Source organism: Mesorhizobium sp. M7A.F.Ca.US.007.01.2.1, from assembly GCF_003998165.1.
Lineage (GTDB): Bacteria > Pseudomonadota > Alphaproteobacteria > Rhizobiales > Rhizobiaceae > Mesorhizobium > Mesorhizobium ciceri.
The window spans coordinates 1-13051 of the sequence record NZ_RZQP01000180.1 but is presented as its reverse complement, the minus strand read 5'-3'; the positions used below and the strand labels follow the sequence as shown (position 1 = coordinate 13051).

General features: G+C 63.0%; 11 protein-coding genes and 1 pseudogene. 1 reads left to right on the top strand and 11 read right to left on the bottom strand.

The features are described from left to right. The 10 genes and pseudogenes from purF to rpsF all read right to left on the bottom strand — a co-directional run. Nucleotides 1–1328: amidophosphoribosyltransferase (gene purF / locus EN949_RS25690; RefSeq protein WP_127371816.1), on the bottom strand; the 1328-nt coding region annotated here is incomplete at its 3' end. A 105-nt stretch (nucleotides 1329–1433) separates the two neighbouring features. After that, nucleotides 1434–2102: a CvpA family protein gene (locus EN949_RS25685; RefSeq protein WP_063171789.1), complete on the bottom strand. Its 669-nt coding sequence runs from the start codon at nucleotides 2100–2102 to the stop codon at nucleotides 1434–1436. Nucleotides 2103–2165: 63 nt separating this feature from the next. Then, nucleotides 2166–3569, bottom strand: coding sequence for a DNA repair protein RadA (gene radA, locus EN949_RS25680; protein ID WP_127371815.1), 1404 nt, complete (start codon nucleotides 3567–3569; stop codon nucleotides 2166–2168). Between the two features lie 222 nt (nucleotides 3570–3791). Then, the gene (locus tag EN949_RS25670) at nucleotides 3792–5282 is read right to left on the bottom strand and encodes a replicative DNA helicase (RefSeq protein ID WP_013532525.1); all 1491 of its coding nucleotides are present in this window, start codon (nucleotides 5280–5282) and stop codon (nucleotides 3792–3794) included. A gap of 220 nt (nucleotides 5283–5502) precedes the next feature. Beyond that, a pseudogene (locus EN949_RS25665) lies at nucleotides 5503–6480 on the bottom strand (small ribosomal subunit Rsm22 family protein). A 1-nt stretch (nucleotide 6481) separates the two neighbouring features. Beyond that, complete coding sequence (locus EN949_RS25660; protein ID WP_013532523.1) at nucleotides 6482–6805, bottom strand: YnfA family protein; 324 nt, start codon at nucleotides 6803–6805, stop codon at nucleotides 6482–6484. A 67-nt stretch (nucleotides 6806–6872) separates the two neighbouring features. After that, nucleotides 6873–8177: a cyclopropane-fatty-acyl-phospholipid synthase family protein gene (locus EN949_RS25655; RefSeq protein WP_024504321.1), complete on the bottom strand. Its 1305-nt coding sequence runs from the start codon at nucleotides 8175–8177 to the stop codon at nucleotides 6873–6875. Nucleotides 8178–8478: 301 nt separating this feature from the next. Beyond that, nucleotides 8479–9063, bottom strand: coding sequence for a 50S ribosomal protein L9 (gene rplI / locus EN949_RS25650; RefSeq protein ID WP_013532521.1), 585 nt, complete (start codon nucleotides 9061–9063; stop codon nucleotides 8479–8481). A gap of 218 nt (nucleotides 9064–9281) precedes the next feature. Continuing rightward, nucleotides 9282–9530: a 30S ribosomal protein S18 gene (rpsR, locus tag EN949_RS25645; protein ID WP_006203718.1), complete on the bottom strand. Its 249-nt coding sequence runs from the start codon at nucleotides 9528–9530 to the stop codon at nucleotides 9282–9284. Then, on the bottom strand, nucleotides 9530–10030 hold the full coding sequence (gene rpsF, locus EN949_RS25640; protein WP_013532520.1) for a 30S ribosomal protein S6: 501 nt from the start codon (nucleotides 10028–10030) through the stop codon (nucleotides 9530–9532). Before rpsF ends, rpsR begins: the two co-directional genes overlap by 1 nt. A 451-nt stretch (nucleotides 10031–10481) precedes the next feature. On the opposite strand from rpsF, the gene EN949_RS25635 reads away from it, so the two are divergent. Then, nucleotides 10482–12143 carry a pilus assembly protein gene (locus EN949_RS25635; RefSeq protein ID WP_063171791.1) on the top strand — a complete coding sequence of 554 codons (1662 nt, stop codon included), beginning with the start codon at nucleotides 10482–10484 and terminating at the stop codon, nucleotides 12141–12143. A 47-nt stretch (nucleotides 12144–12190) separates the two neighbouring features. Here the strand turns inward: EN949_RS25635 and EN949_RS25630 are convergent. After that, on the bottom strand, nucleotides 12191–13051 hold an 861-nt coding region (locus tag EN949_RS25630), incomplete at its 5' end, for an LTA synthase family protein (protein ID WP_164782545.1).

The window sequence follows — 13051 nt, the reverse complement described above, 5'->3', positions numbered from 1 at the left end:
GCGCGGTAGAGCCCGTCAATGGTGAGGAAGCCGAGCGAATCGACGCGGATGAACTCGGCCATCTCCTCGATCGACATGCGCGACGCCAGGAGCTTCGATTTCTCCGGCGTGTCGACACCGTAGAAGCAGGAGGCGCGTGTCGGCGGTGAGGCGATGCGCATATGCACCTCCTTGGCGCCGGCGTCGCGCACCATCTGCACGATCTTCTGGCTGGTGGTGCCGCGCACGATGCTGTCGTCGACCAGAACCACGCGCTTGCCTTCGATCATGCGCCGGTTGGCATTGTGCTTCAGCTTGACGCCCATATGGCGGATCGAATCGCCCGGCTGGATGAAGGTGCGGCCGACATAATGATTGCGGATGATGCCGAGCTCAAAGGGAATGCCGGCCGCCTGGCTGAAGCCGATCGCCGCCGGCGTGCCCGAGTCCGGCACCGGCACGACAATGTCGGCCTCGACCGGGCTTTCGACCGCCAGCTCGGCGCCGATACGCTTGCGCACCTCATAAACGTTGCGGCCTTCGACCGAGGAATCCGGCCGCGCGAAATAGACATATTCGAAGATGCAGAAGCGGGTCTTCTGCGGCTCGAAGGGGAACAGGCTCTCGATGCCCTTGGACGTGACGACGACCATCTCGCCGGGCTTCAGGTCGCGCACGAAACGCGCGCCGATGATGTCGAGCGCGCAGGTTTCGGAGGCCAGGATCCAGGCGCCGTCGAGATCGCCCAGCACCAGCGGCCGGATGCCGAGCGGATCGCGGCAGCCGATCATCTTCTTGGCCGTCATCGCCACCAGGGAGAAAGCGCCCTCGACCTGCCGCACCGCATCGATGAAACGCGAGTTCAAATCGCGCTCCTTGCTGGTGGCGACGAGGTGCAAAAGCGTCTCGGTATCGGAGGTGGAGGAGAAGATCGCGCCTTGCTTCTGCAGCGCGCGCTGCACGGTCATGGCGTTGGTCAGATTGCCGTTGTGGGCGACGGCGAAACCGCCGTCGGCCAATTCGGCGAAAAAGGGCTGGATGTTGCGCATGCCGGCGCCGCCCGTGGTGGCGTAGCGCGTATGGCCAATGGCGCGGTTGCCTTGCAGGCTGTCGATGACGCGCTGCTTGGTGAAGGTGTCGCCGATCAGGCCGACATGGCGTTCGACATGGAACTGGCTGCCGTCATAGGAAACGATGCCGGCCGCTTCCTGGCCGCGATGCTGCAGCGCATGCAGGCCCAATGTAACGATGGCCGCAGCGTCCTGCCGGCCGAAAATGCCGAACACACCGCATTCGTCGTGGAAATGGTCGTCGGCCTCGGCGGAAAGCACGTCGTCTGCGTCTGCCATCTTAAGCTCCGCTAAAATCGCCATATAATGCGGGTTCGCGCCGAAAGCAACGCGGGCCGTGCGGTCGTTCACACCATCGTCAGATCCTGACGCCGTTTTTCGGCGTCAGTTTGCCGGTGCCGCCGGTGCCGGAGCGGCCGGGGCGTTGTTCGCCGGTGGTGTTGCGTCATTGTCGTCAGGCGCCGGCGCGTTGGTATCGTCGCCGCCCGCCGGAGCATCCGCCGCCGGTGCGTCCGGAGCAGCTGGCGTCTCGGCGGCCGGCTGATTCGGATTGAGCTTCTTGAGGATCGCGTTTTCCGGATCCTCGGGCAGCAGGCTTTCGAGCTTGGCGCCGATTTGTTCGAGCAGCGGCCGCGACTTGGCCTCGGTGACCCAGGCTGGTGCCTTGGCGCCGGCCAGCCAGTTGAAGAACAGCAGGGCGACGGCAACGACCAGGATGCCGCGCGCGGCGCCGTAAAGGAAACCGAGCGTACGATCGAGCGCGCCGATCCGGGAATCGATGATCCAGTCGGCGAGCTTCATGGTGATGACCGAGACGACGATCAACGCGATGATGAAAACCACGCCGGCGGCGGCCGCCATGGCGACCTTTTCATTCTCGATGTAGGGCGCGAGGTAAGGCACGACCGGCTTGTAGAAGAAGAACGCCGCCGCTGCCGCCGCTGCCCAGGAGACGACGGACAGGACTTCGCGCGAGAAGCCGCGAACCATGGCGAGCATCGCCGAGACCAGAGTGAAGCCGACGAGAATTCCGTCAAGCAGCGTAATCGGCATGTCTTTCGCCCCACTCCATGAGCCGCATTATAGCGCCGAACATCGGGCTCTGGGTCCGATGCTCTAGTCTTCTTCGTCCACGCGGCTTCGGCGTGAGCCGGCTATGCGTGCCACGAGGTCGGCAAGCTCGGTCGGCTGGAAAGAACCGGCCCCGATCCCCCCGGCCAGTTCCCCGCTGCCCGAGGGCAGAACCGCGCTTCCAAAACCCAGCTTTTCGGCTTCCTTGAGGCGCTGTTGCGCATGCGCAACCGGCCTCACGGCGCCCGAAAGGCTGATTTCGCCGAAATAGACGCAATCGGCGGGAAGGGCAAGACCGGTGAGCGAGGAAACCAGGGCGGCCGCCACTGCGAGATCTGCCGCGGGCTCCGAAATCCGGTAGCCGCCCGCGACATTGAGATAGACATCATGGCTGCCGAATCGCCCCCCGCAATGGGCTTCGAGAACCGCCAGGATCATCGACAGCCGGGCGCCGTCCCAGCCGACGACGGCGCGGCGTGGCGTGCCGAGCGAGGAGGGTGCCACCAGTGCCTGGATCTCGACCAGCACCGGCCTTGTCCCCTCCATGCCGGCGAAAACCGCCGCCCCCGGCGATTTGGCATGGCGTTCGCCAAGAAAAAGCTCGGACGGATTGGCGACCTCGCGCAGGCCCTTGTCCGACATTTCGAAGACGCCGATCTCGTCGGTCGGTCCAAAACGGTTCTTCACCGTGCGCAGGATGCGGTAGTGGTGGCCGCCTTCGCCTTCGAAGTAGAGCACGGCGTCGACCATGTGCTCGACGACGCGCGGCCCGGCGATCTGGCCTTCCTTGGTGACATGGCCGACCAGTACGATCGCCGCACCCGTGGATTTCGCATAGCGGATCATCGCCTGGGCGGCAGCGCGCACCTGTGTGACGGTTCCGGGTGCCGAATCGGCAAGGTCGGTCCACAGCGTCTGGATCGAATCCAGGATGACGAGATCAGGCCGCTTGCCGTCGGCGATCGTCGCCAGGATGTCCTCGACATTGGTCTCCGCAGCAAGTTCCACCGGAGAAGAGGCGACGCCAAGCCGCTGCGCCCGCAGCCTGATCTGCGCGACCGCCTCTTCGCCCGAGACATAGACGATGCGGTGGCCTTTTGATGCCAGCGCCGCGGCCGCCTGGGTGAGCAGCGTCGACTTGCCGATGCCGGGGTCGCCACCGACCAGCAGCGCCGAGCCGCGCACGAACCCGCCGCCGGTGGCGCGATCGAGTTCGCCAATGCCCGAGATGATGCGTGGCGCGTCCTCGATATCGCCGGACAGCGTGGTCAGCACCACGGCGCGTCCCTTGCGGGCGTTGCGCGTGTTGGCTGGTCCTGAGCCGATGCCGCCGGACGTGCCTTCCTCGACCAGCGTGTTCCACTCGCCACAGGCATCGCATTTGCCGGCCCAGCGCTGATGCACCGATCCGCAGCTTTGGCAGATGAATTGGACGCGCGATTTGGCCATCAGATGGAAGCCACGCGGTGACAGGCTGGCGGGGCAGCGCCCCCCTCTGGCCTGCCGGGCATCTCCCCCTCCAGGGGGGAGATTTGCAGCTTCAGCGCTTGCGCCTTCTTTTCAACGCCAAAAATTGGCGAAAGCGTCGATGCCATCCGATCTCCCCCCTTGAGGGGGAGATGTCCGGCAGGACAGAGGGGGGCGCCAAGGAATGGGACCTGTCTCAATAGGTCACTCGAACCTTTCCGGCAGATGATGCTCCTCGGCGAGGTCGGAGAAGCGGGTGAACTCGCCCTGGAAGGCAAGGCTGACGGTGCCGGTCGGTCCATGGCGCTGCTTGGCTATGATCACTTCGGCCTTGCCCTGGACCTCGATCATCTTCGTCTCCCAGGCGAGATGCTCGGGCGTGCCTTTCTCCGGCTCCTTGTTCTTGATGTAATATTCCTCGCGGTACACGAACAGCACGACGTCGGCGTCCTGCTCGATCGAGCCCGATTCGCGCAGGTCGGACAGCTGCGGATGTTTGTCGTCGCGGCTTTCGACCTGACGCGAGAGCTGTGAGAGCGCGATGATCGGCACGCCCAACTCCTTGCCGAGCGCCTTCAGTCCGGTGGTGATCTCGGTGATTTCCTGGACGCGGTTCTGCGACGCCTTGGCAGATGAACCCTGCATCAGCTGGATATAGTCGATGACCATCAGGTCCAGCCCGCGCTGGCGCTTGAGGCGGCGGGCGCGCGCCGCGAGCTGGGCGATCGAGATACCACCCGTCTGGTCGATGTAGAGCGGGCGCTTGTGGTTCTCCTGCGTGTAGGCGACAAGCTTGCCGAAATCGGCTTCCGTCAAATCGCCGCGCCGGATTTTCGATGATGGAATCTCGGTCTGCTCGGAGATGATGCGGGTGGCCAGCTGCTCCGACGACATTTCAAGCGAGAAGAAGCCGACGACGCCGCCATTGGCCGCCTTGACGGAGCCGTCGGCCTGTTGGGCAGGCTCATAGGCGGCAGCGATGTTGTAGGCGATGTTGGTGGCCAGCGACGTCTTGCCCATGCCTGGGCGGCCCGCGATGATGATCAAATCCGAAGGCTGCAGGCCACCCATGCGATGGTCGAGATCGCGCAGGCCGGTGGCAATGCCGGACAGGTGGCCATCGCGCATATAGGCCGCGCTGGCCATGTCGACGGCATTCTTCAACGCATCGGAAAAGCTTTCGAAACCGCCGTCGTAGCGGCCGTTTTCGGCCAGTTCGAACAGCCGCCGCTCGGCATCCTCGATCTGTTCGCCGGGTGCCATGTCGACCGGCGCGTCATAGGCGATGTTGACCATGTCTTCGCCGACGGTGATCAGCGCGCGGCGCGTCGCAAGGTCATAGATGGCGCGGCCATAGTCGGTGGCGTTGACGACGGTCACAGCCTCGACCGCCAGCCGCACGACATATTGCGCCATCGTCATGTCGCCAACCTTCTCGTCGGCTGGCAGGAAGGTTTTCAGCGTGATCGGCGTCGCCACCTTGCCCATACGGATGAACTCGGACGCCACCTCATAGATCTTGCGGTGCAGCGGCTCGTAGAAATGGCTGGCCTTGAGGAAGTCAGAGACGCGGTAGAAGGCGTCGTTGTTGACGAGGATGGCGCCGAGCAACGCCTGCTCAGCCTCGATGTTGTTTGGCGCTTCACGATAAAGCGGTGTTTCCGCGACGCCGAATTTTCGCGCTGCCTCTGCCATGATATCCCCGATTTCAATCCCGGCCTTTCGATATCAGAACGTGATGAGTCGGTGCTGACCTTTCTGCATCACTACCCAACCAAAGAACCTTGATGCCCGTTGTTCACAGGAACAACCAATCGTCCACAGGAGAGTATTCGCGTGCCCCGATTCCAGTTGACTCGACAGGGCGCGGATCTCTATCTGACTCGTCGGAACAAAGCAAGAACAATGGCACTCTTCATTTTGCGATGTTGTCCAGCCTGTCGCCCCAGTCCAGTCGCCGGGCCAACTTGAAGTCGGCGCCGTCGCGCTTAGTGAACAAGCGCTCGGTGGCGGTGCCGTCGTCCTGGCAAAGCTTGAGCAGAACCTTGCCGGAGCCGGATTTCGGTGGCGCAAGAACTCGTGCCTAGTGTGATGTGGGGCCGTCGCGAGAAGCCGCGACGTAGATGAATTTCTCGTCTTCCCACGGCACGTCGGCATCCTTGGCCAGCCGATGCAGGCGCGAGCGGGCGACGCGGCGGGAAAAATGGCACCAGTCGGGCTGGACCAGCGGGCAGGGCGCCTGATGCGCGCAAGGCGCAAGCACATGCGCGCCTGCCTCAATCAGCTGCCGGCGCACGGCAAGGATGCGCTGCCAGCCGGCGGGGGTGCCCGGCTCGACGATCAGGAGCGTGTCGCCAGTGAGTTGCCAGAGCCGGTCAATGAGTTTCGGCAGCGATGCCGGCGCGATTTCATCGAGCACATAAGCGCACGTGACCAGATCGGCCGGCTCGATGTCAGCAAGGTCGATGGTGGCATCACCGGCCAGCCATCTGCTCTGGGCGGCAATAGTGTTGCCGGCAAGCGTCTCGCCGACCTTACGCACGGCGGCACTGGCTTCGAACAACACCGCCTGTTCGAGATCGGGCCACAGATCGGTCGCGGCCCAAAGCACCGTGCCAGGGCCGGCGCCGACATCGAGCAAGGTCCTGGGCTGAAAGGCAGGCTTGGCGTCGCTCAGCGCGTCGAGGCTGGCACGGATCGCGGCATAGGTCGCCGGCAGCCGCGTCGCCAGATAGGCCTTCACCGCCAGATCCTCGGCCATGTGCAGACGGCCGTCGCGCAACTCGGCGCGGTAGCGGTCGGACAGCGTCTTTGCCGCTTGCTTGAGTACCGCCAGCGGAACGTTTTCGAGCAGACGCTCGACACCTTGGCGAAGGGAGGCAGGCAACTCCATCTCAAGCGCCCCGCGGGACGAGAAGGATCACCGAAGCACCGGCAATGCAGAGCGCGGCACCGGCAAGATCCCAGCGGTCGGGGCGAACGCCTTCAACCAGCCACAGCCAGCCAAGCGACGCCACGATGTAGATGCCGCCATAGGCGGCGTAGGCGCGACCGGCCGCTGACGTGTCGACCAGCGCCAGCAGGAAGCCGAACAGGGCAAGCGAGGCGAGGCCGGGAAGCAGCCAAAGCGGCGACTTCTCCAGCCGCCACCAGGCCCAGAATGAAAAGCAGCCGGCGATCTCGGCCAGAGCGGCGGCGGCATAGAGGACAAAGGTCATGAAAAAGGTCCCGCGACGGTCACGGGACCTTTTTCAGTGCAGGCGCCGGCAATGGCAAGCGGCAATGCTATTCCTGGTCGGCAACCTTGCGGCGGCGAGCCGGCTTGGCGGCCGGGCTCTTTTTGACGGGAGCCGTTTCACGATGCCCCATATCGCGCATCTCGAGCGCTTTTTCGCATTTGGCCATGTAGTCGCGTGTCATCGGCAGCGTATCGTTCTTCTTGGCGATCTGGATCTGGAAGATCACCAGATCCTGCCAGCGGAAGGCGGCTTCCGAGGCCGCCAGATAGAATTCCCACATGCGGCAGAAGCGCTCGTCATAGATCGCCTTGGCCTTGTCGCGATTGGCGGCGAAGCGCTCGCCCCAGTGCTTCAGCGTGTCGGCATAGTGGAGCCGCAGGATCTCGACGTCGGTGACGACCAGGCCCGACTTCTCGATCGCAGGCATCACTTCCGACAGCGACGGGATGTAGCCGCCCGGGAAGATGTATTTGCGGATGAAGGCGCTGGTCGCCCACGGCACGCCGGAACGGCCGATCGTGTGCAACAGCATGACGCCATCCGGCTTGAGCAGCGTCGCGCTCTTGTCGAAGAAGGTGCGATAGTGGTTGACGCCGACATGCTCGAACATGCCGACCGAGACGATGCGGTCGAAACGCTCGTTGAGTTCGCGGTAGTCCTTCAGCTCGAAATGCACGCGGCTTTCCAGCCCTTGCGCATGCGCCCGGTCGGTGGCGACGCCATGCTGCTCGGTCGACAGCGTCACGCCTTGCACGTCGACGTCGAACGCCTTGGCGAGATAGAGGCCAAGCCCGCCCCAGCCGGAGCCGATGTCGAGCACCGTCTGGCCGGCCTTCAGCCGGAGCTTGGCGGCGATGTGGCGTTTCTTGGCGGCCTGCGCCTCGTCGAGCGTCATGTCCGGCTGCTCGAAATAGGCGCAGGAATATTGCATGTCCTCGTCGAGGAAGAGCCGGTAGAGATCGCCCGACAGATCGTAGTGGCGCTGCACGTTGCGCCGCGAGCGCGAGGCGGTGTTGATCTGCTGCAGCCGGCGGAAGGCGTGGCGCAGGCCTTCGATGGCCTTCGACCAGGTGGCGTCGATGCCGCCGCTGCCCATGTTCTGAAAGGCGATGCGCATCACGCCCAGCACGCCGCCCTCGAGAATGTCGAGTTCGCCGTCCATGTAGGCTTCAGGCACCGCCAGCATCGGATCGAAGGTGATGGCGCGCTCGGCATGCGCGGTCTTGATGTGCATGTGCACCGGTTCGCCGCTGCCGTCGCCGAAAACCACCGCCGTGCCCTTGGGGCCGGTTACCCTAAGATTGCCGGTGCGCACCAAGCGGTCGAGAACGCGCTTCAACAGAATATTCATGACCAAATGTCCCCTCTCGGCCAGACAGGCTGCCTTGGCGCGTGACCGCGAAAATCGGGATCGATTTCGCCGGAGATCTTGCGCCGAACCAAAGTTGCACAGCGTGCTTTGCGCGGCCAAAGGACGCGCGACGCCATAGTCTGCAACAATATATAGGGGTTCGAAAAGTTCCATTTGGCACAAAAATGCCCGGGCGCGAGGCCCGGGCATTGGTCCAGCATGGCTGGATGACGGCAAAGTGATCGGAGCTTGGCGTCAAGTCGTGATCAGCCCCATGGCTCCAATCGCTTGCGACGTGTGATCAGGCGTTGTCTTCGTCGCCCTCGAACTCGGTGTTCGGATCGAAGAAGTTCTCCGGCCGGGCGTTGTCGTTGATGTCGTCGCCATAGATGGCTTCGGCGGTGGTCAGCGTCTCGCCCTTGGCCTGGCGCTCGGCTTCGTCGGCCGTGCGGGCGATGTTGAGCGTGACGGTGACCTCGACTTCCGGATGCAGCGCGATCGCCACATTGGTGACACCGATGGTCTTGATCGGCTGGTTGAGCAGGATCTGGTTGCGGTTGATCGAAAAACCTTCCGCCGTCAGCAGATCGGCGATGTCGCGGGTCGAAACGGAACCGTAAAGCTGACCGGTTTCGCCGGCGGAGCGAACGGCGATGAAGCTCTTGCCGTCGAGCTTTTCAGCGACCTGGGCCGCTTCCGACTTGCGCTCGAGGTTGCGGGCTTCAAGCTGGGCGCGCTGGCCTTCGAACTTCTTCTTGTTGGCTTCGTTGGCGCGCAGCGCCTTGCCCTGCGGCAGCAGGAAGTTACGGGCGAAGCCGTCCTTGACCTTGACGGTATCGCCCATCTGGCCGAGGCGGGAAACGCGTTCGAGAAGAATGACGTCCATGGATTTGTTCCTTTGGTTGGACGCCAATCGATCGATGAGATCGGCGCCGAATGTCTTGGGAACAGGTCAGGAAGCTTGAGCGCCTTTGGCGCTGGTGTCGCTGTCCTGCCTGTGCGGCAGTTAGAGGTTTTGACCTCAACCCGGGATTTGATGTTCAACCCTGCGGCGCCCGTCGCCGTGGGAGAAGAGCGGGCGGCGAACCGCCCGCATTTGAGATATTAGCGAACCACGTAGGGCAGCAGGCCGAGGAAGCGGGCGCGCTTGATCGCCTTGGCGAGTTCGCGCTGCTTCTTCTGGCTGACGGCGGTGATCCGCGACGGCACGATCTTGCCACGCTCGGAAATGTAGCGCTGCAGCAGACGCACGTCCTTGTAGTCGATCTTGGGCGCGTTGGCGCCGGAGAACGGGCAGGTCTTGCGGCGGCGATGGAACGGGCGCCGGGTCGGGATCTGATTGATGTCGACCATTATTCTGCACCCCCTTCAAAGCCTTCGCGCGGACGGCGCGGACCACGATCGGCACCGGCGTCGCCGAACGAGCGCGGCGGACGATCGCCACGGTCGCCGCGATCACGATCGCCGAACGAACGCGGACCACGATCGCCACGGTCACGGTCGCCGAAGCCGCCGCGTTCCGAGCGCTCTTCGCGCTTCTGCATCATGGCCGATGGGCCTTCCTCATGCGCCTCGACCTTGATGGTCAGGAAACGCAGCACGTCTTCGGACAGGCCCATCTGGCGCTCCATCTCGTTGAGCGCGGCCGCCGGGCAATTCAGGTCCATCAGCGTGTAGTACGCCTTCCGGTTCTTGTTGACCCGGTAGGTGAGGGACTTCAGTCCCCAGTTCTCGACCCGGCCGACGGACCCGCCATTTGCGGAGATGACACCCTTGTACTGTTCGACAAGCGCATCGACCTGCTGCTGCGAGAGGTCCTGCCGGGCAAGAAACACATGTTCGTAAAGAGCCATTATGTCTTATGCCTTTCTTCGTTTCTCTCCCGGTTCCCGGCGGCAAAAGCCTCTGCAACTTCTCTGACCCGCAAACCCTCGAGGGGCAGGGGGAAGAAAGGAGCATGACGAGACGGTCGAGAGCGGAGACACGGGAGGCGGAAGCACTTCCGGCTTCACACGAAGGTTCTGAAAAACCTCCGGCCCTCCGTTCAGCCCCCAGCAAGGACCGGCAGATTGCGGGCGTCTATACAGCAATCCGGCCGCAAAGCAAGGGCAAGCGGCATTCCCGTGTGTCGCAGGCGACGATCGGGAGCAGCAACGGCCGGAGTCGTGGTTTCCGGCAACCACGTCTTAACCACACCAGCAGGTTGTGTGGAGTTGAAGCCTGGCCGTCAACGGTCGATTCATCATGGAAGGCGCAAAAGCCCGGACAACCGCGCAAAAGCGGCAAGCATTTCCGGGGGTAAGGATGCTTCTCAACAAATTCTGGCGCTCGAAGAGCGGCAATTTCACGCTTGTGCTGGGACTGGGTTTGCCGGTCATCCTGACGGCAGTCGCTTTCGCAACCGATGTCTCGACCCTTATGCGGGCCAAGAGCAATTTGCAGAACGCTCTCGATTCGGCAAACCTTGCTTCTTCGCACCTTGGCGATCTCGACATCACCCGCAATGACGCTTTCAACCGCTATTTCCAGGCCAACATCGTCGGTCATGGCGAGCTCGACAATGCGCAGGCTACGTTGACTGTCGACAAGGGCGTCAACTTCGTCAAGACCAAGGCGGTTGCCTCGGCGGACGTCCATCTCAACTTCGCCTTCCTGTTCGGCGACAGCAAGCACATCGTGGTCGATGCCTCGGCGGTCGAATCGAACAACCAGCTCGAAGTCGTGCTGGTGCTGGACAACACCGGCTCAATGGCCGGCGCGCGGATGACGGCGCTGAGGACGGCGACAAAATCGTTGCTCGACACGCTCGAAGCGGCGAAATCGCCAACGCGCAAGATCCGCGCCTCGCTGGTTCCTTTCGTGACGGCCGTCAACGTCAATGGCGACGGCTTCGACCCGTCCTGGATCGACATGGACGGCAAGTCCTCAACCAACGGCGTCAATTTTCCCGTCATCGACGGCAAGCGGCCGAACCACATGGCGCTTTTCAAACAGCTCAAGAAGACCGGATGGGCCGATGCCGGATGGAATGGCACCGGATGGAAAGGTTGCGTCGAGGCGCGGCCAGGCGCTTACAATATCTCCGACACGCCACCCGACCCGGCCAAGCCCGACACGCTGTTCGTGCCCTACTTTGCGCCGGATGATCCCGAAGACGCCCAGAAGCCGTCTGGCTCCTATGGCAATTCGGATAAATATTACAACAACTCCTATCTCAACGATGTCAGCGACAAAACCAGGCTTGCCCAGTCGGGCATCAACATTCTGGGCATCGATCTCAGCAACCTGCTCGGCAATCTCATCGAACTTCTGTCGCCCGATGACAGGGATGCCAGGGAAAAGATCGCCAAATATGTTGCGCCCGCCAAGGAACTCATCACCGAGATCGGCTCTCCCGTCACTGTCGGCCCGAACCGTGCGTGTCCGACCCCGGTGGTCCCCCTGACCGACGATTTCGACAAGCTGCGCAAGGCGGCCAGTCAGATGACCGAGTGGAATGGCTCGGGTACCAATGTCTCCGAGGGCCTGTCATGGGGTATGCGTGTGCTGTCGCCCGCCGCGCCCTACACCGACGGAGCGCCTTGGAAGACGCCCGGCATCAGCAAGATCGTGCTGTTGCTCACCGATGGCGAGAACGTCGTCTATGGCGCCAGCGAACAAGAATCGACAAAGTCGGATTACACATCCTATGGCTATCTGGCTGGCGGCCGCTTCGGATCGGACAACCAGACGACCGCTGCGCGCAATGTCGACGGCTGGACCAAAAACGTTTGCACGCAATTGAAGAACGAGGGCGTGCAGATCTACACCATGGTGCTGCAATCCGACACCGCAGCCAACCGTGCGCTTTACAGCGCCTGCGCCTCGGATCCGAGCAACTATTATGCCGTCAACGATCCGACCAAACTGCCGAACGTGTTCCTTCAGATCGCCAACAACTTCACGAAGCTGCAATTGACGAACTGAACACGCGACCCGAGACGGACCAGCAGGCTCCGAGGGAATCGCTGGCCTCAACTCGTATGCGCGGCGACAATCTTGTCGACCGTTTCGGGGAAGAAGTCGGGCGCCGCGTGGCGTTTGCCGAACATCATATCGTACTGCAGCAGGCGGAAATCGCGGATCGCCGGATCGATCTCCTTCTGCCGCGCCCAATCGGGCGTGGCCTCGCCAGCCGGCGTCAGCAGCAAATTGCGGTCGACGACACGGTAGTGTTCACTCATCTCGCCCAGGAAGCCGGTGTAGTAGGGATGGCTGATGCCGGCCGTCTTCAGGATATGATAGGGCAGGAAGGCCGGGCTGACGGCGCCCATGTGCTCAGCCGGCCCGGTGCGGTTCGACCAGATGACCAGCGGCGTCTCATGATGCTCGAGGGCAGCCTCGGGCGACGCTTCCTTGCGCGGCGCGACATTGTCCTTCAGGAAGCCGGTTTCGACATAGACCGGCCCGAGCGGCGGCAGATGGTCGCCGAAGAAGGCGATTACGGTTGGGCGGGAGCGTGTCTTTGCCCATTCGACGAGGCGTTCGAGACCGCGATCGGCATCGGCTGAGCCTTCGGCGTAGCTGAGCAGCGATTCGCGCGCCCACTGGCTGATCGGCGCCTGCACCCTGTGCGTGGGACTGTAATAGCGGTTCGGTTCGTAGGGACCGTGGTTTTGCAGGCTGACCGCAAAGAAGAACACCGGCTCTTCGCTGGCGTCGGCCTCGCTGATGATCTCGTCGGTCATCGCGGCATCCGATGCCAGTGGCCCGCGCTTTTGCATTGGCGGCAGCGTCTCTTCCGACTTGAAATCGTTGAAGCCGAAATCGGCGTAGACCGCGCCACGGTTCCAGAACCAGTTGGTGCCCGGATGGATGGCGCGCGCCCGATAACC

What these genes read in the sequence shown, in the direction of transcription:
- EN949_RS25685 (WP_063171789.1), bottom strand. Translation starts at nt 2,102, where the DNA reads ATGCCGATTACGCTGCTTGACGGAATTCTCGTCGGCTTCACTCTGGTC.
- radA (WP_127371815.1), bottom strand. Translation starts at nt 3,569, where the DNA reads ATGGCCAAATCGCGCGTCCAATTCATCTGCCAAAGCTGCGGATCGGTG.
- EN949_RS25670 (WP_013532525.1), bottom strand. Translation starts at nt 5,282, where the DNA reads ATGGCAGAGGCAGCGCGAAAATTCGGCGTCGCGGAAACACCGCTTTAT.
- EN949_RS25660 (WP_013532523.1), bottom strand. Translation starts at nt 6,805, where the DNA reads ATGACCTTTGTCCTCTATGCCGCCGCCGCTCTGGCCGAGATCGCCGGC.
- EN949_RS25655 (WP_024504321.1), bottom strand. Translation starts at nt 8,177, where the DNA reads ATGAATATTCTGTTGAAGCGCGTTCTCGACCGCTTGGTGCGCACCGGC.
- rplI (WP_013532521.1), bottom strand. Translation starts at nt 9,063, where the DNA reads ATGGACGTCATTCTTCTCGAACGCGTTTCCCGCCTCGGCCAGATGGGC.
- rpsR (WP_006203718.1), bottom strand. Translation starts at nt 9,530, where the DNA reads ATGGTCGACATCAATCAGATCCCGACCCGGCGCCCGTTCCATCGCCGC.
- rpsF (WP_013532520.1), bottom strand. Translation starts at nt 10,030, where the DNA reads ATGGCTCTTTACGAACATGTGTTTCTTGCCCGGCAGGACCTCTCGCAG.
- EN949_RS25635 (WP_063171791.1), top strand. Translation starts at nt 10,482, where the DNA reads ATGCTTCTCAACAAATTCTGGCGCTCGAAGAGCGGCAATTTCACGCTT.